Origin of the sequence: Streptomyces sp. NPDC127038 (assembly GCF_042725875.1) — a bacterium.
Lineage (GTDB): Bacteria > Actinomycetota > Actinomycetes > Streptomycetales > Streptomycetaceae > Streptomyces.
The window spans coordinates 113,871-132,203 of the sequence record NZ_JBHXDQ010000015.1; the positions used below are offsets into that span (position 1 = coordinate 113,871).

Here is an 18,333-nt window from a genome sequence, read left to right on the forward strand (position 1 = left end):
GCCACGCGCGGCCGGAGCGGGCGCGGCGCGGCTCCGCTCAGTCGACGGTGTCGTCGTGCCAGCCGAAGCTCTTCTCCACCGCCTTGCGCCAGTTGTGGTACTCGCTGTCGCGCACCGAGGCCTCCATGGCCGGGGTCCACTCGACGTCCTTCCGCCAGTGCGACTTCAGCTCGTCGAGGTCGTTCCACACACCGGTCGCGAGTCCGGCCGCGTACGCGGCGCCGAGACAGGTCGTCTCGGAGACCTTCGGACGGATCACGGGCACGCCGAGGACGTCCGCCTGATGCTGCATCAGCAGATTGTTCTTGGTCATGCCGCCGTCCACCTTCAGGGTGGTGATCGGCACCCCGGAGTCCTGGTACATGGCGTCCACGACCTCGCGCGTCTGCCAGCTCGTGGCCTCCAGGACCGCACGCGCGAGGTGCGCCTTCGTGACGTACCGGGTGAGACCGGTGATGACCCCGCGCGCGTCCGAGCGCCAGTAGGGGGCGAACAGGCCGGAGAAGGCGGGCACGATGTAGGCGCCGCCGTTGTCCTCGACGCTCGCGGCCAGGGTCTCGATCTCGTCGGCGGAACGGATGATGCCCAGCTGGTCCCGGAACCACTGCACGAGCGCGCCCGTGATCGCGATCGACCCTTCGAGGCAGTAGACGGGCGCCTCGGTGCCGATCTTGTACCCCATGGTGGTCAGCAGGCCGTTCTTGGACGGCACGGGCCGGTTGCCCGTGTTCAGCAGCAGGAAGCTGCCGGTCCCGTAGGTGTTCTTGGCCGTACCGACGTCGTAGCAGGCCTGGCCGAAGACGGCCGCCTGCTGGTCGCCGAGCGCCGACGCCACCGGTACGCCGCCGAGTTGGCCGACGGCGGTGCCGTACACCTCGGCCGAGGACCTGATCTCGGGGAGCACCGCCTCGGGGATGTTCATGGCGGAGAGGATGGACGGGTCCCACTGGAGGGTTTCCAGGTTCATCAGCATGGTGCGGCCGGCGTTGGTCACGTCTGTGACGTGCCGCCCGCCGTCCGTGCCGCCCGTCAGGTTCCAGATCAGCCACGAGTCGATGGTGCCGAAGGCGATCTCACCGCGCTCGGCGCGTGCGCGCAGGCCCGGGACGTTGTCGAGCAGCCAGGCCGCCTTGGGGCCGGAGAAGTAGCTGGCCAGAGGGAGTCCGGTCTGGTCGCGGAAGCGGTCCTGTCCGTCCGTGCCGCCCAGTTCGTTGCAGAGCGCCGACGTGCGGGTGTCCTGCCAGACGATCGCGTTGTGGACGGGCTTGCCGGTGGCGCGGTCCCACAGGACGGTCGTCTCGCGCTGGTTGGTGATGCCGAGCGCGCTGAGCTGGTCGGTGCGCAGCCCGGCCTTGGCGACCGCGCCCGCGACGACGGCCTGCACCTTGGACCAGATCTCGGTGGCGTCGTGCTCCACCCAGCCCGGCTTGGGGAAGATCTGGCGGTGTTCGCGCTGGTCGACGGCGACGATCGCGCCGGACCGGTCGAAGATGATGCAGCGGCTGGAGGTGGTGCCCTGGTCGATCGCGGCGACGTACTTCTCGGTGTTGTCCGTCATGTCGTCCCCTTGAGTGTTCTTCGTCAGGAGGCTGCGTGGTCGTCAGGAGGCCGTACCGCGGGGGTGGCGGCGATGGAGGCGATGGAGGAGACCGGCCGGAGACGCCGTCAGAAGGCCGCGTTGTAGATGCCGGCGGCGATCGCGGCGCCGGCGATGGGGCCGGCGACCGGGATCCAGGAGTATCTCCACTCCGAGGTGCCCTTGTTGGGAATCGGCAGCAGCGCGTGGGCGAGGCGGGGCCCCAGGTCGCGGGCCGGGTTGATCGCGTACCCGGTCGGGCCGCCCAGCGAGAGTCCGATGCCCACGACGAGGAAGGAGATGAGCAGGACCGGCAGCCCCGCGGTGCCGATCCCGGCCACGTGCTTGCCGCCGCCGACCATGCCGAGGATGGGCAGCACCAGTGCGGCGGTGGCGATGATCTCGGTGATCAGATTCTGCACGGGGTTGTCGATCTCGGGACGCGTCGAGAAGATCCCCAGCGTCTCGATGGCCTTGTCCTCCTCGGCGTTGAGGTTGAACTGGCCTAGGTAGAGCAGCCAGCACAGGACCGCGCCGACGACGGCGCCGGCGAACTGCCCGAGGAGATAGAAGGGCACGTCGGACCACTTCGTGGAACCCTCGATCGCGAACCCGATGGTGACCGCCGGGTTGATCTGCCCGCCCGACAACGGCGCCGAGGTGTAGGCGCCGGCCAGGACGCCGAAGCCCCAGCCGAAGGTGATGACGATCCAGCCCGCGCCCTGGGCCTTGGATCTGTTCAGGGTGACGGCGGCGCACACACCCGCGCCGAAGAGAATCAGAATCGCTGTACCGATCAACTCGCCGACAAAGATGTCTCCGTGGCTCATGGCGGCTCCTAGGCTCTCGCCCGGAACGATCCGCTCCGGGCCACCGTGCAGGGTGCGTTCCCATGGCTACTTCAGCCGAGAGCAGGGAGATCCCGCGCCCCGCCCGGCGTCCGTGACGAGCGTGCCGTCGCAGTGGAATCGCCCGCGGGAACGGCCTTCTGAGCAGGCCGGAGACCCGAGTGATGAGGCGCCCGATGGCGCCTTGGTGCGGCGATGCCGACCGACACCCGGAAGTGTTCACCGGCACCCAGGGGGCGTCAAGGTCGCGGACCGCACCGGTTGGGAGGGCCGCTACGGCAGTGACGGAGTGCTCGACGACGCGGGCATCCGGACGTGCGTCCCGCTGTCGGATCAGCCGGTCAGGGTCTGCCCGTACGTCTTCATCGGCCCCGCACGGGTGCCGCGGCGGACCTCGAAGCCGGGCAGTCCGGCGCGCGCCAGCACCCAGCTCGCTCCGTCAAGGGACTTGGCGGCCTGTTTGAGGGGCGCCAGCGAGGTGGCCGCCTGCCGGTGGTCGAGCACGCTGCCGGGCGCGCACAGCACGGTGGCCAAGGACAGCGTGACGGCCCGTCCGGCCGCGGCCCAGGGAGTGTCGAGCACCGCCGTGGCCAGCGGGTCGAGGGTGTCGGGGTCGGCGAGGACCAGGAAGTCGTCGCCTCCGATGTGCCCCACCAGCGTCGCCCCGGACGCCGAGTGCTGGAGCGCCCGCCCCACCGACCGGATCAGCTCGTCACCGGCGGCGAAGCCCGCGCCGTCGTTGACCTGCTTGAAGTGGTCGATGTCCAGCCAGCTCAGAGCGAACGTCCGGCCGTCCGCGATCCGCCGGTCCACCTCCCCGGTGATCCTGTCCGAACCGGGCAGCCGGGTCAGCGGGTTGAGCCCCGCCGCCTCCTCGACCCGGCTCTCCGAGAGCGCCCGTACGAGATCGGCGAGGCGTACGACCCCCACGCACCGCCCGTACCGGTCGACGACCGCGACGTCGTCGGACGTACGGTCCCGGTCCCCGTCGGCGACCACGTCGAGCACTTCCCAGGCCGTGGCGTCGATGCCGACCGTTCGCGGCACGTCACCGAGCTTGGCGGCCGGTCTGTCCGCGTACAACGCGTGCCCGTAGCGCCCGGACATCGACAGCAGGAAGCGTGACCGGTGCACCGAGCGGACCGGGGTCCCGAACGGGTCGACGAGCAGGACGCCGGACACCTCGGGCGACCCGGTGAGCAGAGCCCTGACCTCTCCGGCCGACGCGGTCGCGGGGAGCAGCGCGGCCGGGCGGACGAACTGTCCCACGGACGGGCCGGACCGGGGCGCGTCCCGGCCCACGGGCGACAGCACCGGAACGTATACGTCCGCCGAAGGCCGGCGGGCGGGCGGCGCGAACAGGTCCCCCTGGGCGAGCTGCGCGCCCGCCGACACCGCGGCGGCGCAGTGCAGTTCCGTCTCGACCCCCTCGACCGACAGCAGCGCGCCGAGCTGCTCGCAGAGCGTCCGCATCGCGCGCACCGCCGCGGGCCGTGTCAGCAGGGAGACGTCGAGCTTCATCAGCTCGGGGGCGAGATCGGTGAGCAGACGCAGGGGCACGTCGCCGTCGCCGATCCCGTCCGCGCAGATCCGGAAGCCCTCGCCGCGCAACGCGGCCACCGCCTCCAACAGGGCGTGCTGCGGCACATGGGTGTACGGGGGGACGACGTCGACGGTGATCTCGCAGGGCAGCCGCCCGGCTTCCCTGACCTCGGCGCGCAGCGCGGAGAGCCGGCCCAGATCGGCCAGCGTCCCGGCGAACACGTTGACGTGCAGGGGCAGCAGCGTCTCCCTTCGGGCTGCGGCCCGGATGGCCAGCGCGGCCAGCCGGCCGTCCAGTTCGGGATCGCGGCGGGCCCGCGCCAGGATGTCGCCCGACTCCGGCCGGGCGAGCGATTCCAGCGCCGCCACCCCTCCGGTCGTCAGATTGACGACCGGCTGGAAGGCGAAACGCACCATATCCGTCCAGGAGGGCACACCAGCATGGTCCCGCCGTCGGCGTGCGCCGGTGGGCGATTCACGAGGTGTTCACGCAGCATTCCGGGGTCGTCACAGAAGGTGGGCAGCCGGGTCCGCGCACCGCACGGACCCGCCTGCCGTGACCGGTTCTGAGCGCTGTGCATGCTGTGCCGGGAGGGGCTCCAGGGGCCGTGTCCGGGCTATCGCACCGCCACGACCGAGGAGCCGTGCCCGAACAGCCCCTGGTTCGCGGTGATCCCCACCCGTGCCCCGGGGACCTGACGGTCACCCGCGTCGTCGCGCAACTGCCAGGTGAGCTCGCACACCTGGGCTATGGCCTGTGCAGGGACGGCCTCTCCGAAGGAGGCGAGTCCGCCGCTGACGTTCACCGGTACGCGTCCGCCGAGGGCCGTGGCGCCCTCCCTCAGGAGTTTGGCGGCCTCGCCCTCCCCACAGAGTCCGAGGTCCTCGTACCACTGGAGTTCCAGGGCGGTCGACAGGTCGTAGACCTCGGCGAACGAGAGATCCTCGGGTCCGACGCCGGCCTCCTCGAAGGCGGCCCGGGCGATGGACGCCCTGAAGGTCTCCGGGGCGGGCTCCACGGCGGCCGCGGAGTCCGTGGCGATGTCCGGCAGATCCAGCACCGTGTTCGGATAGCGCGGCGACACGGTCGACACCGCGCGGATCCGCACCGGCTCGGCGGTCCGGTGCCGGCGCGCGAACTCCATGCCCGTCAGCACCACCGCGGCGCCGCCGTCCGAGGTCGCGCAGATGTCGAGCAGCCGCAGCGGATCGGCGACCACGGCGGACGCGGCCACGTCATCGGCCGTGACCCGCTCGCGGTACCGGGCGTTGGGGTTGAGCGCGCCCGCGGCCGCGTTCTTCACCTTGACCTGCGCGAAGTCCTCTGTGGTGTCGCCGTACAGGGCCATCCGGCGGCGCGCGTACAGCCCGAAGTACGTCGGGTTCGTGGCCCCGAGGACGCGGAAGCGCAGCCAGTCCGGGTCGTCCGGCCGGTCCCCGCCCGCGGGCCGGAAGAACCCCTTGGGCGCCGCGTCCGCGCCCACCACGAGGACCACTTCGGCGAGGCCCGAGAGGATCTGCGCGCGGGCCGTGCCCAGTGCCTGGGCCCCGGAGGCGCAGGCCGCGTACACGCTCGTCACCCGTGCTCCCTGCCATCCCAGGGCCTTCGCGAACGTCGCTCCCGCCACGTACCCCGGATAGCCCCCGCGCACGGTGGACGCTCCGACCACCGAGTCGACGTGCCGCCAGTCGATCCCCGCGTCGGCGAGAGCCGCGTGCGCGGCGGCGACTCCGTACTCGGTGAAGGGGCGTCCCCACTTGCCCCAGGGGTGCATGCCCACACCGAGCACCGCCACATCACCGGTCATGTCCTCGCCCCCGTCCGCTCCGAGCCCTGAGTGCCGTGCCTCTCATGACGTCACCCCTGTCGGACGCCAGTGCCACGTCGTCCAGGTCGTCTCCTCGTCCTCGTTCAGCACACCGGGGACGACCTCCACCTCCATGCCCACCGCCAGATCGGCGACGGTGATCCCGGGAACCGCCTGCCCCAGCACCACGAGGCGCTCGGATTCCAGTTCCACAGCGATCAACGCGCAGGGTTGCCACGAGAGTTCCGGATCCGTCACATAGGGTGACGGAGGCCGGTACCGGCTGTCGGTGTACGACCAGACGCGTCCGCGGGGGGACAGGGGGACCTCCGTCAGCTCGCCGCCCGCGCACCCCGGATTGCGGCAGTGGTTGTCCTCCCGGGGGAAGAACACCGAGGCGCACGCCGAGCATCGCGTGCCGAGCAGGCGGAAGTCGTTCCCCTCCCCGTCGAACCACCCGGCGACGACAGGTGTGCGTGTGCGCGACACGGTTCCTCCACGACACTCGATCTGACGGAACGTCAGAAGTGTGCCACGGGCACCGGGAATTGGGCAGGGCGCCCGCCCCTCCAGCCGTTCCGCCCGGCCGGTCCGCCTGGCCGGCTCATCCGGTCCGAATCCCGGGACGGCCGCCCGGTGATGGGCTACAGTCCGCGGCGTGTCCGAAACCCCGCACCCGCCCGCCGACTTCGCGCCCGATTCGCACTGTTCGAGCTGCGGCGCCCCCTACGGAGAGGGCATCTCCGGCTGGCCCCGCACCTGCGCCGCCTGCGGCACGGTCGCCTACCGCAATCCGCTGCCGGTCGCGGTCGCCCTTCAGGCCGTCCACGACGACCAGGGAGCCGCCCTCGTCGTCATCACCCGGACCATCGCGCCCGCGCGCGGGGGTGTGGCCCTGCCCGGTGGGTTCATCGATCACCGGGAGGACTGGAGACAGGCCGTCGTGCGCGAGCTCAAGGAGGAGACGGGCATCGACGCGGCGAGCAGGGACGTGCGGCTCGCCGACGCGATGAGCTCCCCCGCGGGCCATCTGCTGCTCTTCGGGCTCCTCCCCGAGCGCTCGGCCACCGAACTCCCGGTATCCGCCGCCACGGACGAGACGGAAGGCTGGCACCTGCTGCGCCGGCCGGCCGAACTCGCCTTCCCGCTCCACACCCTGGCGGTCCGCGCCTGGTTCGAGGGGCGGTACGTCTGAGGGTCAGGGACGCGCTGTCCCCAGCCCCCGCACCCGTACGGGACACGACGGCTCGACCAGGCCGCCCGCGCCGGCCCGCCGCACCACCACGTCGTCCCCGTCCCAGCGGGACACATGGCGTTCGGCCTCCGGCTCCTCCCATCCGTCGCCCGGGTCCGGCACGACGAGCCCGCCTCCGGTGCCTCCCGGCGGGGGCGCCCACACCTCCAGCTCCGGACCGCCGTCGGCGCCGCGCACCGGCAGGACGGCACCGGCCCGCGCGAACACCGGAATCCGTGACAGGGGGGCGTCGACCACCACCTGTGCCGGCCCCTCGTACGCCTCCCCGGTGGCCGTGTCGTACCAGCGTCCCCGCGGCAGCTGCACGGTCCGCCGTATCGCCCCCGGGTCCAGCACCGGCGCCACCAGGAGGCTGTCGCCGAGCAGGAAGGCGTCCTCGCAGTCGCGCAACGCCCGGTCCTCGGGGCTGCCCCACCACAGGGGCCGCACGTAAGGGGACCCGGTGCGGCGTGCCGTGTGCGCCAGCGTCATGAAGTACGGCAGCAGCCGCCGCCGTTCCAGGAGAGCCACGCGCGCGTGCTCCAGCACCTCGTCGCCGAACTCCCAGGGCTCCCTGCGCCCGGCCCGCAGACTCGCGTGCGTGCGGAACAGCGGTAGGTACGCCCCGAGCTGGAACCAGCGCAGATACAGCTCGGGAGACGGGCTGCCGTCGAAGCCGCCCACGTCCGGTCCCGAATAGGGCACCCCGGACAGCCCGAGGCCCAGCACCAGGGACAACGAAGCCCGCAGCCCGGGCCAGCCCGTGGCCACGTCCCCGGACCAGGTCCCCGCGTACCGCTGGAGGCCCGCCCAGCCGGAGCGCGAGAACAGGAACGGCCGCTCCTGGGGGACGAGTTCACGCAGCCCCTCGTAGGCGGCCCGGGCCATGCCCAGCGCGTACACGTTGTGCGCCTCGCGGTGGTCACCGCCGCGGCCCTCCAGCGAGTGCCGGGCCGAACGCGGCAGCGTCGACTCCCCGAAGGCGGCGAACGACGTCGGCTCGTTCATGTCGTGCCAGAACCCGGCGAACCCCTGCGCGAGCCGCTCCTCGTAGAGCCTGCCCCACCACGCCCGCGCGCGCGGGTCCGTGAAGTCGGGGAAGACGGCCTCCCCGGGCCAGACGACGCCTCGCACGAGCTGTCCCGAGGCGTCCCGCACGAAGGCGTCCTCGGCGAGACCGCTGTCGTACACGGCGTTGCCCGGCTCCGCCTTCACCGCCGGGTCGATGATCGACACCAGCCGGATGCCGTCCCGCCGCAGCTCCTCGGCGAGGAGCGGAAGCTTCGGGAACCGCTCACGGTCGACGGTGAACACCTGGTGGGCGTCGTAGTGGTCGATGTCCAGGTGCACGGCGTCCAGCGGCAGGTCACGCTCCTGATAGCCGGCGACGATCCGCCGGACCTCCTGCTCGCTGCCGAAGCCCCACCGCGCGTGCTGGTACCCCAGCGCCCATGCCGGAGGCAGCGCCGCGCCACCGGTCAGCGAGGCCCAGGAGTGCAGCACGCGCGCGGGAGTGCCCACCATCACCCAGCACCGCAGCGGACCGCCGTCCATGCGCAGCTCGCACGATCCGGCCCGGTCGTGCCCCGAACCGGCACCCTCCTTGCCCTCGCGCAGGGCCATCGTGCCGTCCCAGGACGTGTCGTGGAACACGAGATGGGTGCCCGCGTCGGCGACGACCATCTGCACGGGCATCGTGAGGTACAGCGGATCGTCACTCGGCCCGAACGCCTGGCCGGGATCCGTGTTCCACAGCCGGTACGTCCCCTCGCGCAGCCGGAGTCCGGAGGCCCGTCCGCCCAGGCCGAAGAACCGGGCGTCGGCGGGCACTTCGGAGCGCTGCATCCAGCGGGCCGCGCCGCCGTCGACGGGTTCCCACCACCGGGGCGGCAGATCGCGGCGCAGGGCCACGCCGCCGGGCGTGAGCACCTGGACCGCGCCGTGCCGCGATACCGCGACCGTGACCCGCTCGGCCACGACCCTCCAGCCGCCGTCCTTGTCAGGTTCCAGGACCGCTCGCGGGTCCGGGTCGGGAATGCGGCCCGCGAGCGCGTACGACGGCTCCGGCGCGACTCCGTCCCAGCCCCAGAAGACCGCCCCGCCCACCGTGACCGTGATCCGCAGCTGCGAGCGCGTGAAGCGGACGACCCCGCCACCGGGGCCCGGCTCCACACCGGTCACGGGACCCGGAACCCGCGCCCGCTCGGCCCCCCGCTGCGGCAGTCCGGCGGCGTCAGCACGCCGCCTGCGCCACGCGGCCCGCACCGTGAGCAACCCCTGAGTGGTACCCCCCGAGCCGACCGCTTTCACCGAACGCACCAGGTCACGACCGTCCATGCTGCTCACCCTGCCACTACCCGCGCCCGTTGAGTGCGTCGTTCAACTGCCGTTCACCTGTTGCAGCGCCACATCTTCATGTTGCCGACTATGTGTGGCGTGCCCTGGTAAAGAAGTCGATCACATGGCATCGTCCGTGTCAGCCGCGCACCGCGCACACCCCCGCTCGTGCGCGACCGACGCACACGACGCGCACAGTCCGGGAGCCGCCCCATGTCCACCACGAACCCCTCACCACTCTGGCAGCCCAGCGCCGACGGCATCGCCCGGGCGCAGGTCACGAAGTTCCAGGCCTGGGCGGCCGAACGGCACGGAGCCCCGGCCGACGGAGGCTACGCGGCCCTGCACCGCTGGTCGGTCGACGAACTGGACACGTTCTGGAAAGCCGTCACGGAGTGGTTCGACGTACGGTTCTCGACCCCCTACGCGCGCGTGCTCGGCGATCGCGCCATGCCCGGAGCCGAGTGGTTCCCCGGAGGGACCCTCAACTACGCGGAGCACGCCCTGCGCGCCGCGGACACCCGCGCGGACGAACCGGCCCTCCTGTACGTCGACGAGACCCATGAGTCCGTCCCCGTGACCTGGTCCGAGCTGCGCGGCCAGGTCGGCTCCCTGGCCGCCGCGCTGCGCGCCCTCGGCGTGCGCCCGGGAGACCGGGTCAGCGGCTACCTCCCGAACATCCCGCAGGCCGTGGTCGCGCTGCTGGCCACGGCCGCCGTGGGCGGCGTCTGGACGTCCTGCGCCCCCGACTTCGGCGCCCGCAGCGTCCTCGACCGCTTCCAGCAGGTCGAACCCGTCGTCCTGTTCGCCGTCGACGGCTACCGCTACGGAGGCAAGGAGCACGACCGCCGGGACACGGTCGCCGAGCTGCGCCGCGAACTGCCCACCCTGAACGCCGTCGTGCACATCCCGCTGCTCGGCACCGAGGCACCCGAGGGCGCCCTGGACTGGTCGGCGCTGACCTCGGCCGACACCGAGCCCGTCTTCGAGCAGGTCCCCTTCGACCACCCGCTGTGGGTGCTCTACTCCTCCGGCACGACCGGCCTGCCCAAGGCCATCGTCCAGTCCCAGGGCGGCATCCTCGTCGAGCACCTCAAGCAGCTCGGACTGCACTGCGACCTGGGCTCCGAGGACCGCTTCTTCTGGTACACGTCCACCGGCTGGATGATGTGGAACTTCCTCGTCTCCGGCCTGCTGACGGGCACCACGATCGTGCTGTACGACGGCAGCCCCGGGTACCCCGACACGGGCGCCCAGTGGCGCATCGCCGAACGCACCGGAGCGACCCTGTTCGGCACGTCCGCCGCCTATGTGATGGCCTGCGGCAAGGCGGAGGTCCACCCCGCGCGCGACTTCGACCTCAGCCGAGTGCGGTGCGTGGCCACGACCGGCTCGCCGCTGCCGCCGGACGGATTCCGCTGGCTGCACGACGAGGTCCGCGAGGACCTGTGGATCGCCTCCGTCAGCGGCGGCACCGACGTCTGCTCCTGCTTCGCCGGAGCGGTTCCCACACTCCCGGTGTACATCGGCGAGCTCCAGGCCGCCGGCCTCGGCACCGACCTCCAGTCCTGGGACCCCAGCGGAAAGCCCCTCGTCGACGAGGTCGGTGAACTGGTCGTCACCAATCCCATGCCGTCGATGCCCGTCCGCTTCTGGAACGACCCCGACGGCAGCCGCTACCACGACAGCTACTTCGACACGTACCCCGGAGTGTGGCGCCACGGCGACTGGATCACCGTCACCTCACGGGGCTCGGTCGTGATCCACGGACGCTCCGATTCGACGCTCAACCGCCAGGGCGTGCGCATGGGCTCGGCCGACATCTACGAAGCCGTCGAACGCCTCCCCGAGATCAAGGAGTCGCTCGTCATCGGCGTCGAACAGCCCGACGGCGGCTACTGGATGCCGCTGTTCGTCCATCTCGCGCCCGGAGCCGTCCTCGACGAGGACCTCCTGAAGCGCATCAAGGGGACGATCCGCGAGCAGCTCTCCCCGCGCCACGTGCCCGACGAGGTCATCGAAGTACCCGGAGTGCCCCACACCCTGACCGGCAAGCGCATCGAGGTGCCCGTCAAGCGACTCCTCCAGGGCGCCTCCATGGAGAAGGCCGTCAACGTGGGTTCCGTGGACAACGTCGAACTCCTGCGCTTCTACGAGAAGCTGGCGCGCGAGCGCGGCTGATCAGCCTCCGTAGGTGGCCTCCGACTCGCCGAGCACGGCCGCGAAGTCGGAGGCCAGGCGCGCGGCGTCGGCGGGCGTGAGGTCCGTGACCGAGACGCGCACGCCGGGCGCCGCCGAGGTCCTGAAGCGCGCCCCGGCCGCTACCCACCAGCCGTACGAGCGCAGCCCGTTCACCACGGCCGACTCGTCCCGCACGGGCACCCAGACGTTCATCCCGCTCACCCCCCGGGCCTTCGTACCGCGATCGGCGAGCTCGCGGATCAGCGCGGTCCTGCGCAGCGCGTACGTCTCCTCGGCGCGGGCCACCAACGCGCGCGTGCCCTCGTCCGTCATCAGCCCGTACACCGTCTCCTGGAGCAGATGACTGACCCAGCCGGACGTCAGCAGCAGACGGCCGTCATGACGGGCCAGGGTCGTCGGATCGCACGCGGCGGCCGCCCACCGCAGGTCGGTCCCCAGGAACTTGCTCACCGTGCGCACATGGACCCAGCGCTTCGGACCGCCCGAGGTGAGCGTGCGCAGTGGCGCGCCGGCCACCGAGGACGCGTGGTCGTTCTCCACGACCAGCACGTCGGGTGCCTCCCGGAGCACGTCGACGAGCGCGTCCCGCCGTTCCTCGGAGAACGCGCCGCCCCACGGATTCTGCGCCCGCGGACTGCACACGAGCGCGCGTACCCCCGCCCGTAGCGCGGTCCGCAGGGCGTCCGGTCGGATGCCCCGGTCGTCCACCGCGACCGGAACCGTACGCAGGCCCAGGGCCGTGACCAGGTCCAGCAGATGGTGGTAGCCGGGATCCTCCATCGCGACCGCGTCCCCCGGACGCAGTTCCACCGACAGCAGCCGTCCGATCAGGTCCAGCGCGCCATGGGCGAAGGTCACCTGCTCCACCGGCACCCCGTCGGGCTCCAGCCAGTCGCGCACGGCCTCCTCCAGCCGGGCCAGACGCGGTGTGGAGCGATGGGAGCGCGCACCGGGGGAGAGCCGCGACGGCGGCACCAGCAGGGGGAGCAGCTCGGGGTCCGGATGCCCGCCCGCCAGATCGCGCAGCCCGTCCGGCACGCGCGGGGGCCGCCGGGACGCCACCGAGGGCGCGGCGGCGACCACGGTCCCGCCGCGCCCCCGGGTCACGACGATCGCGCGCTGCCGCAGCTCCCGGTACGCCGTCGCGACCGTCCCGGGGCTCACGCCGAGGCGATCGGCCAGGGCCCGCACGGGAGGCAGTGCCGAACCCGGCTCCAACGCACCCTCGGCCACGCCCCGTTCGACGGACGCGGCAATTCCCTTGGCGGTCGTACCGCTGATCGAATATTGTGCTGCCACGTTGCTGAGTATGTATCAATACATAATCCGAGGCAAGGGGGAGCAGTGATCCGGACCCATCGCGCAGCCGCATGGGCGACACGTGTACCAGGGGGCCCCGACGGCCGGAGAATGCTCTGGATCGCCCTGGTCGACCGCTCCGGCAGCGGCCTGTGGGCGGCCGTCTCCGTCCTGTACTTCACCTACGTCACCGGCCTCTCCGTCGCACAGATCGGTACCCTCGTGGCCGCCGCCGGAGCGGTCGGCATCGCGGGCGCGCCCCTGGGCGGACGAATCGCCGACCGCCTGCCGCTCACCCGCGTCCTGATCGCGCTCCAACTGCTGCGGGCCCTCGCCTCCTTCGCCCTGCTGACCACCGACAACTACGCCCTCCTCCTCGCGTTCTCCGCCGCAGGCAGCTTCGGGGACCGCGCCGCGAACGTCCTCACCAAGCTCTATGCCACCCGCGTCTCAGGACCCGACCGCGTCCGCTACCAAGCCCTCAACCGCACCGTCGCCAACGCCGGCTGGGCCCTGGGAGGCCTCGTCGCGGCGGGCGCGCTGACCCTCGGGACCACCGCCGCGTACCGAGGACTGCTCGCGGGCGACGCCCTCTCGTTCGTCGCCGTCGCCCTCGCGACCGCCCGCTGCGGCGAGCCGCCCTCCGCCACCCGCACCGTCGCGACATCGAAGGACCCCGTCCCCACGGCGCGACCCGGTGGCCCCTGGCGCGACCGCACCTACCTCGCCTACGTCGCCACCGAGACCGTCCTCTTCCTCGACGACGCCGTGTTCAAGGTCGGGCTGCCCCTGTGCATAGCCCACTCCGACGTCGCCCCCCACGGCCTCGCGCCGCTGCTGATGGTCCTGAACAACGTGATGGTCGTGACCCTCCAGGTCCCCCTGGCCCGGTTCGGCGTCGGCACCGCCGCGGCACGCTCACTCCTGGTCCCGCTCTCCGCCGCCTTCGCCCTCGGCGGTGCCGCCATGGCCCTCTCAGCAACCGGCGGTGTCATGACCGCGACCCTCCTGCTGACCGCGGCCGCCGCACTGTTCACGGTCGCGGAGATGCTCCACGCCACCGTCTCCTGGGAACTCTCCGTCGCCCTCGCACCGGACACCGCGCAGGGCGCCTACCTCGGCGTCCACGGACTCGCTCAGGCCGTCCAGCGCAGCGCCGGACCACTCGCCGTCACGGCGGCCATCGCCACCGGCCCCCTCGGCTGGACCCTCTTCGGTGCCGCCATAGCCGCGACCTGCATGTTTCAGCACCGCCTCGTGCGCGACCGGCTCACCCGCCCCGCGTTGTCAGTGCCGCCGGTTACTGTGAGTGAGCATTGATCGACTGCGCACAGGGGGAAAAATGGCGCACACCCAACAGCACACCATGCGACGCGTCCTGCGCCGCGAAATCGCGGGCACCATCGGCCTGCTGACCGACGAACAGGACTTCCGGGCGATGCGGCGCTACCGCACGTTCGCCTTCGCCGACCACAGCACCTATCTCCAACAGGTCGAAGCCCTGCTCAAGACACTCGCGTCGCAGGGCAACCACACCACGGTGGCCCTCTTCGACCCCGAGGAGTACGCCGAGTTCTGCGCCGAGAGCGGCCTGGAACCCGACACCCCGGCCAGCCGGACCCGCTTCACCGCCCAACTGGGCGCGACCGGCCCCACCATCCCCTACGAAGGGCAGCCCCTCGGCGAGCTGGTGCCGGACCTCGTCGACGAAGCCGTCCGACGGGCCACCTGGGAGTACGCGACCACGCTCCTCGCCCGCATCGGAACCTGCGCGACCTGCGGCGAGGACATCGGCCGCGCCTCCTTCATCCGCGCCGCCCACCTCCTCGCCAGGGTCGTCGACACGGCCAGCCCGGGCGAACTCCACCTCGTGTGCAGTGTCTCGACCGTCCCCGACACGCTCGTCGCCGTACTGCGCACCGAGGGACGCACCGAAGGCGCCACACGCCTCGACGAATCCGAAGCCCTCGAATTCACCACCGTCCTCGCCCTCGGAATCGCCACCCGGAGCGCCTGCGGACTCGTCATGCGCACCACCGCACCCGACACCACCGACCGTGTCTACGGATGGCGCCTGCGCGGAGAGGACCTGGAACCCCTAACCGCCGGAGAGGTCTTCGACGCCTACTGCACCGACCTCGACTCCGGTGACCTGGTCTCCCCGGAGTCGGGCGTCGACTACTGCGAACCGCCCGGCCTCGACGACGGGGACGACGAGGCCGGCGACGTCGACGAGGACAAGGGGAGGGGCCACAGCCACTGAACGCGGAAGGGGCGTCCCATCCGCAGATGGAACGCCCCTCCGTACCGCCGACCGCCGGTGCCCGACGGTCCGCCCGGCTACTCGCCGGACAGCACCGCCTGCGCTGCGGTGCGCGCCTCTTCCGCCGTGTCCGCGGCACGCGCGGCCGAGGCCGCCCGCTCGCACTGCGCCAGCGTGTACTTCGCCAGCGTCGCCCGCACGTAGGGGATCGACGCGGCACCCATCGACAGGGAGGTGACACCCAGACCGGTCAGCACACAGGCCAGCAGCGGATCCGACGCGGCCTCACCGCAGACACCACAGCTCTTGCCCTCGGCCTTCGCCGCCTCGGCGGACAGCGCGACCAGGTCGAGCAGCGCCGGCTGCCACGGGTCCTGGAGCCGGGACACCGCACCCACCTGCCGGTCGGCGGCGAAGGTGTACTGCGCGAGGTCGTTGGTGCCCAGGGACAGGAACTCGACCTCCTGGAGGATCGAGCGCGCACGCAGCGCGGCCGACGGGATCTCCACCATGGCGCCGAACTTCGCCCGCAGTCCGGCATCACGGCACGCGTCGGCGAACGCCTTGGCGTCCGTTCGGTCGGCGACCATCGGCGCCATCACCTCGAGATAGACCGGCAGTCCCTCCGAGGCCTTCGCGAGGGCGGTCAGCTGCGTACGCAGCACGTCGGGGTGGTCGAGCAGCGAGCGGAGACCCCGGACGCCGAGCGCCGGGTTCGGCTCGTCGGCCGGCGTCAGGAACTCCAGCGGTTTGTCGGCACCCGCGTCCAGGACGCGCACAACGACACGGCCCTCGGGGAACGCCTCGAGCACCTGACGGTAGGCCTCGACCTGCTTCTCCTCGGACGGCGCCTGCTTGCTGTCGTCGAGGAACAGGAACTCGGTACGGAACAGACCGACGCCCTCGGCTCCGGCCTCCACCGCCGCCGGCACGTCCGCGGGGCCGCCGACGTTCGCCAGCAACGGCACCTTGTGTCCGTCGGAGGTGGCACCCGGGCCGGTCGTGGCGGAGAGCGACGCCTTGCGCTCGGCCGCCGCGGCCGCCAGCTGCGCCTTCTTCTCGGTGCTCGGCTCCACGAAGATCTCGCCCGTGCTGCCGTCGACCGCGACGACCGTGCCCTCGGCGAGCTCACCCGCGCCGGGCAGTGCCACGACGGCCGGTACGCCCAGGGCACGCGCAAGGATGGCGCTGTGGCTGGTCGGCCCGCCCTCCTCGGTGACGAAGCCGAGGACCAGGGTCGGGTCGAGGAGCGCCGTGTCGGCGGGCGCGAGGTCGCGCGCGATGAGGACGTAGGGCTCGTCGCTGTCCGGGACGCCCGGCATGGGCACGCCGAGCAGCCGGGCGACGATACGGTTCCGCACGTCGTCGAGGTCGGCCACGCGTCCGGCGAGGTACTCGCCCGCGCCGGCCAGCAGGGCCCGGTAGGCGGCGAGCGCGTCGTAGACCGCGCGCTCGGCCGTGCTGCCGACGGCGATGCGCCGGTTCACATCGGCTGTCAGCTCGGGGTCCTGGGCCATCATGGCCTGCGCCTCGAGCACCGCCTGGGCCTCGCCGCCGGCCAGATTGCCGCGCGCAATCAGGTCGGCCGCCACGTCCTCCACGGCCTTGCGGGCGCGCGCCTGCTCGCGGGCCGCGTCCTCCGGGGGGATCTGCTTGGCAGGCGGTTCGAGAACCGCCGTTCCCATGTGCCGAACCTCGCCGATCGCCACACCGTGGCTCACGCCGACGCCTCGCAGCGTTGTCTCCATCTCACCCGTCTCCGAATAGTGCGGCGGGGTAGCCGCCGTGATCGTTGTCGAACGCGCCGTCCAGGACGGCGCCGGTGTCACTGCCAGCCGAAGAGCACGTCGCCGGCCTTGACCTCACCGACCTCGACGACGTCCGAGAGGGAGTCGGCCGTGGCTTCGAGGGCCACGACCGGGCACACGGGGGACTTGCCGGCCGCCTCGACGGCGGCGGGGTTCCAGCGCACGATGCCCTGGCCCCGGGTCACGGTGTCGCCCTTGTTGACGAGCAGCTCGAAGCCCTCGCCGTTCAGCTGCACCGTGTCGATGCCGAGGTGCGTGAGCACGCCGTGGCCCTCGCCGTCGACGACGACGAACGCGTGCGGGTGCAGGGAGACGATCACTCCGTCCACGGGAGCGACGGCCTCCGAGGGCTCGCGCTCAGGGTCGATCGCGGTGCCGGGGCCGACCATCGCTCCTGAGAACACGGGGTCCGGTACCGCGGCGAGTCCGATGGCACGTCCTGCAAGAGGGGACGTCACGGTGGTCATGGAAAGCCTCCGAGGGGGGTGGAGATCTGTACGGGCCGTCACTGCCTGTCCCGGACAGGACACTGTTGAGCAGGGTATGTCATATGAAGTGCCGGTTCCGCGCGAGAGATCCCGGTTGGCGCCGTAGAGGACAGGGCAAACGATTTGCGCCCGCTCCCGCACCCCATGTAGAGTCGTACTCCTGCCTGAGGCTGAGCGGCGTGACCAAGGCGTCGTTGCCCGGCAGCACCCAACTTGTCAGATCCTATCTCGGGGTCGCCTTCCGCATGTCTGCGGGACGGTGGTCAGAGAGAAGCAAAAGGACTGATAGAGTCGGACTCGCCGGAAAGGGAAACGCGAAAGCGGAAACCTGGAAAGCGCCGAGGAAATCGGATACGGAAACGGTCTGATAGAGTCGGAAACGCAAGACCGAAGGGAAGCGCCCGGAGGAAAGCCCGAGAGGGTGAGTACAAAGGAAGCGTCCGTTCCTTGAGAACTCAACAGCGTGCCAAAAATCAACGCCAGATATGTTGATACCCCGTCTCCGGCCGATCGGCTGGGGCGAGGTTCCTTTGAAAAAGTCCTGCCCCTTTGGGGTAGGCGCACAGCGAGGACGCTGTGAACCGAGGGATTATTCCTCCCTCTGGTTCCGCTCTCGTGGTGTCGTCCCGATTACGGGAAAACATTCACGGAGAGTTTGATCCTGGCTCAGGACGAACGCTGGCGGCGTGCTTAACACATGCAAGTCGAACGATGAACCACTTCGGTGGGGATTAGTGGCGAACGGGTGAGTAACACGTGGGCAATCTGCCCTTCACTCTGGGACAAGCCCTGGAAACGGGGTCTAATACCGGATAACACTCCTACAGGCATCTGTGGGGGTTAAAAGCTCCGGCGGTGAAGGATGAGCCCGCGGCCTATCAGCTTGTTGGTGAGGTAGTGGCTCACCAAGGCGACGACGGGTAGCCGG

13 protein-coding genes and 1 rRNA gene are annotated in these 18,333 nt (G+C 71.4%); 5 read left to right on the forward strand and 9 right to left on the reverse strand.

Annotated features, from left to right (window positions below):
- Positions 1–37 precede the first annotated feature (37 nt).
- The 5 genes from glpK to ACFWI4_RS14365 form a co-directional block, all read right to left on the reverse strand.
- The gene (gene glpK, locus ACFWI4_RS14345; protein ID WP_385399390.1) at positions 38–1,558 is read right to left on the reverse strand and encodes a glycerol kinase GlpK; all 1,521 of its coding nucleotides are present in this window, start codon (positions 1,556–1,558) and stop codon (positions 38–40) included.
- 107 nt (positions 1,559–1,665) lie between these two features.
- Positions 1,666–2,406 (reverse strand): MIP/aquaporin family protein, encoded by a 741-nt coding sequence (locus tag ACFWI4_RS14350; protein ID WP_387195174.1) that lies wholly within the window; start codon positions 2,404–2,406, stop codon positions 1,666–1,668.
- A 351-nt stretch (positions 2,407–2,757) separates the two neighbouring features.
- Entirely contained in the window at positions 2,758–4,401 is a 1,644-nt protein-coding gene (locus ACFWI4_RS14355) for an EAL domain-containing protein (protein WP_387195177.1), read from the reverse strand.
- Between the two features lie 182 nt (positions 4,402–4,583).
- Positions 4,584–5,774 (reverse strand): lipid-transfer protein, encoded by a 1,191-nt coding sequence (locus tag ACFWI4_RS14360; protein WP_387195180.1) that lies wholly within the window; start codon positions 5,772–5,774, stop codon positions 4,584–4,586.
- 42 nt (positions 5,775–5,816) lie between these two features.
- Positions 5,817–6,263, reverse strand: a complete 447-nt coding sequence (locus ACFWI4_RS14365; protein ID WP_387195183.1) for a Zn-ribbon domain-containing OB-fold protein — start codon at positions 6,261–6,263, stop codon at positions 5,817–5,819.
- A gap of 169 nt (positions 6,264–6,432) precedes the next feature.
- On the opposite strand from ACFWI4_RS14365, the gene ACFWI4_RS14370 reads away from it, so the two are divergent.
- Entirely contained in the window at positions 6,433–6,969 is a 537-nt protein-coding gene (locus ACFWI4_RS14370) for an NUDIX domain-containing protein (protein ID WP_387195186.1), read from the forward strand.
- Positions 6,970–6,972: 3 nt separating this feature from the next.
- On the opposite strand, the gene ACFWI4_RS14375 is transcribed toward ACFWI4_RS14370, so the two are convergent.
- Positions 6,973–9,345 carry a glycoside hydrolase family 31 protein gene (locus ACFWI4_RS14375; RefSeq protein ID WP_387195189.1) on the reverse strand — a complete coding sequence of 791 codons (2,373 nt, stop codon included), beginning with the start codon at positions 9,343–9,345 and terminating at the stop codon, positions 6,973–6,975.
- Between the two features lie 213 nt (positions 9,346–9,558).
- On the opposite strand from ACFWI4_RS14375, the gene ACFWI4_RS14380 reads away from it, so the two are divergent.
- On the forward strand, positions 9,559–11,526 hold the full coding sequence (locus tag ACFWI4_RS14380; RefSeq protein ID WP_387195192.1) for an acetoacetate--CoA ligase: 1,968 nt from the start codon (positions 9,559–9,561) through the stop codon (positions 11,524–11,526).
- Here the strand turns inward: ACFWI4_RS14380 and ACFWI4_RS14385 are convergent, their stop codons facing one another.
- Positions 11,527–12,846: an aminotransferase class I/II-fold pyridoxal phosphate-dependent enzyme gene (locus tag ACFWI4_RS14385; RefSeq protein ID WP_387195195.1), complete on the reverse strand. Its 1,320-nt coding sequence runs from the start codon at positions 12,844–12,846 to the stop codon at positions 11,527–11,529.
- Positions 12,847–12,957: 111 nt separating this feature from the next.
- On the opposite strand from ACFWI4_RS14385, the gene ACFWI4_RS14390 reads away from it, so the two are divergent.
- Positions 12,958–14,166, forward strand: a complete 1,209-nt coding sequence (locus ACFWI4_RS14390) for an MFS transporter (RefSeq protein WP_387195197.1) — start codon at positions 12,958–12,960, stop codon at positions 14,164–14,166.
- Positions 14,167–14,188: 22 nt separating this feature from the next.
- The gene (locus ACFWI4_RS14395) at positions 14,189–15,109 is read left to right on the forward strand and encodes a hypothetical protein (RefSeq protein ID WP_387195198.1); all 921 of its coding nucleotides are present in this window, start codon (positions 14,189–14,191) and stop codon (positions 15,107–15,109) included.
- Between the two features lie 77 nt (positions 15,110–15,186).
- On the opposite strand, the gene ptsP is transcribed toward ACFWI4_RS14395, so the two are convergent.
- On the reverse strand, positions 15,187–16,857 hold the full coding sequence (gene ptsP, locus ACFWI4_RS14400) for a phosphoenolpyruvate--protein phosphotransferase (RefSeq protein ID WP_385399414.1): 1,671 nt from the start codon (positions 16,855–16,857) through the stop codon (positions 15,187–15,189).
- A gap of 77 nt (positions 16,858–16,934) precedes the next feature.
- The gene (locus tag ACFWI4_RS14405; RefSeq protein ID WP_387195201.1) at positions 16,935–17,384 is read right to left on the reverse strand and encodes a PTS glucose transporter subunit IIA; all 450 of its coding nucleotides are present in this window, start codon (positions 17,382–17,384) and stop codon (positions 16,935–16,937) included.
- A 664-nt stretch (positions 17,385–18,048) separates the two neighbouring features.
- On the opposite strand from ACFWI4_RS14405, the gene ACFWI4_RS14410 reads away from it, so the two are divergent.
- A 16S ribosomal RNA gene (locus ACFWI4_RS14410) occupies positions 18,049–18,333 on the forward strand; the annotation flags it as partial.

Excerpts from the sequence above, each read along its gene's own strand:
- glpK (WP_385399390.1), bottom strand. The coding sequence starts at position 1,558 with ATGACGGACAACACCGAGAAGTACGTCGCCGCGATCGACCAGGGCACC.
- ACFWI4_RS14350 (WP_387195174.1), bottom strand. The coding sequence starts at position 2,406 with ATGAGCCACGGAGACATCTTTGTCGGCGAGTTGATCGGTACAGCGATT.
- ACFWI4_RS14360 (WP_387195180.1), bottom strand. The coding sequence starts at position 5,774 with ATGACCGGTGATGTGGCGGTGCTCGGTGTGGGCATGCACCCCTGGGGC.
- ACFWI4_RS14375 (WP_387195189.1), bottom strand. The coding sequence starts at position 9,345 with ATGGACGGTCGTGACCTGGTGCGTTCGGTGAAAGCGGTCGGCTCGGGG.
- ACFWI4_RS14380 (WP_387195192.1), top strand. The coding sequence starts at position 9,559 with ATGTCCACCACGAACCCCTCACCACTCTGGCAGCCCAGCGCCGACGGC.
- ACFWI4_RS14390 (WP_387195197.1), top strand. The coding sequence starts at position 12,958 with ATGCTCTGGATCGCCCTGGTCGACCGCTCCGGCAGCGGCCTGTGGGCG.
- ACFWI4_RS14395 (WP_387195198.1), top strand. The coding sequence starts at position 14,189 with ATGGCGCACACCCAACAGCACACCATGCGACGCGTCCTGCGCCGCGAA.
- ptsP (WP_385399414.1), bottom strand. The coding sequence starts at position 16,857 with ATGGAGACAACGCTGCGAGGCGTCGGCGTGAGCCACGGTGTGGCGATC.
- ACFWI4_RS14405 (WP_387195201.1), bottom strand. The coding sequence starts at position 17,384 with ATGACCACCGTGACGTCCCCTCTTGCAGGACGTGCCATCGGACTCGCC.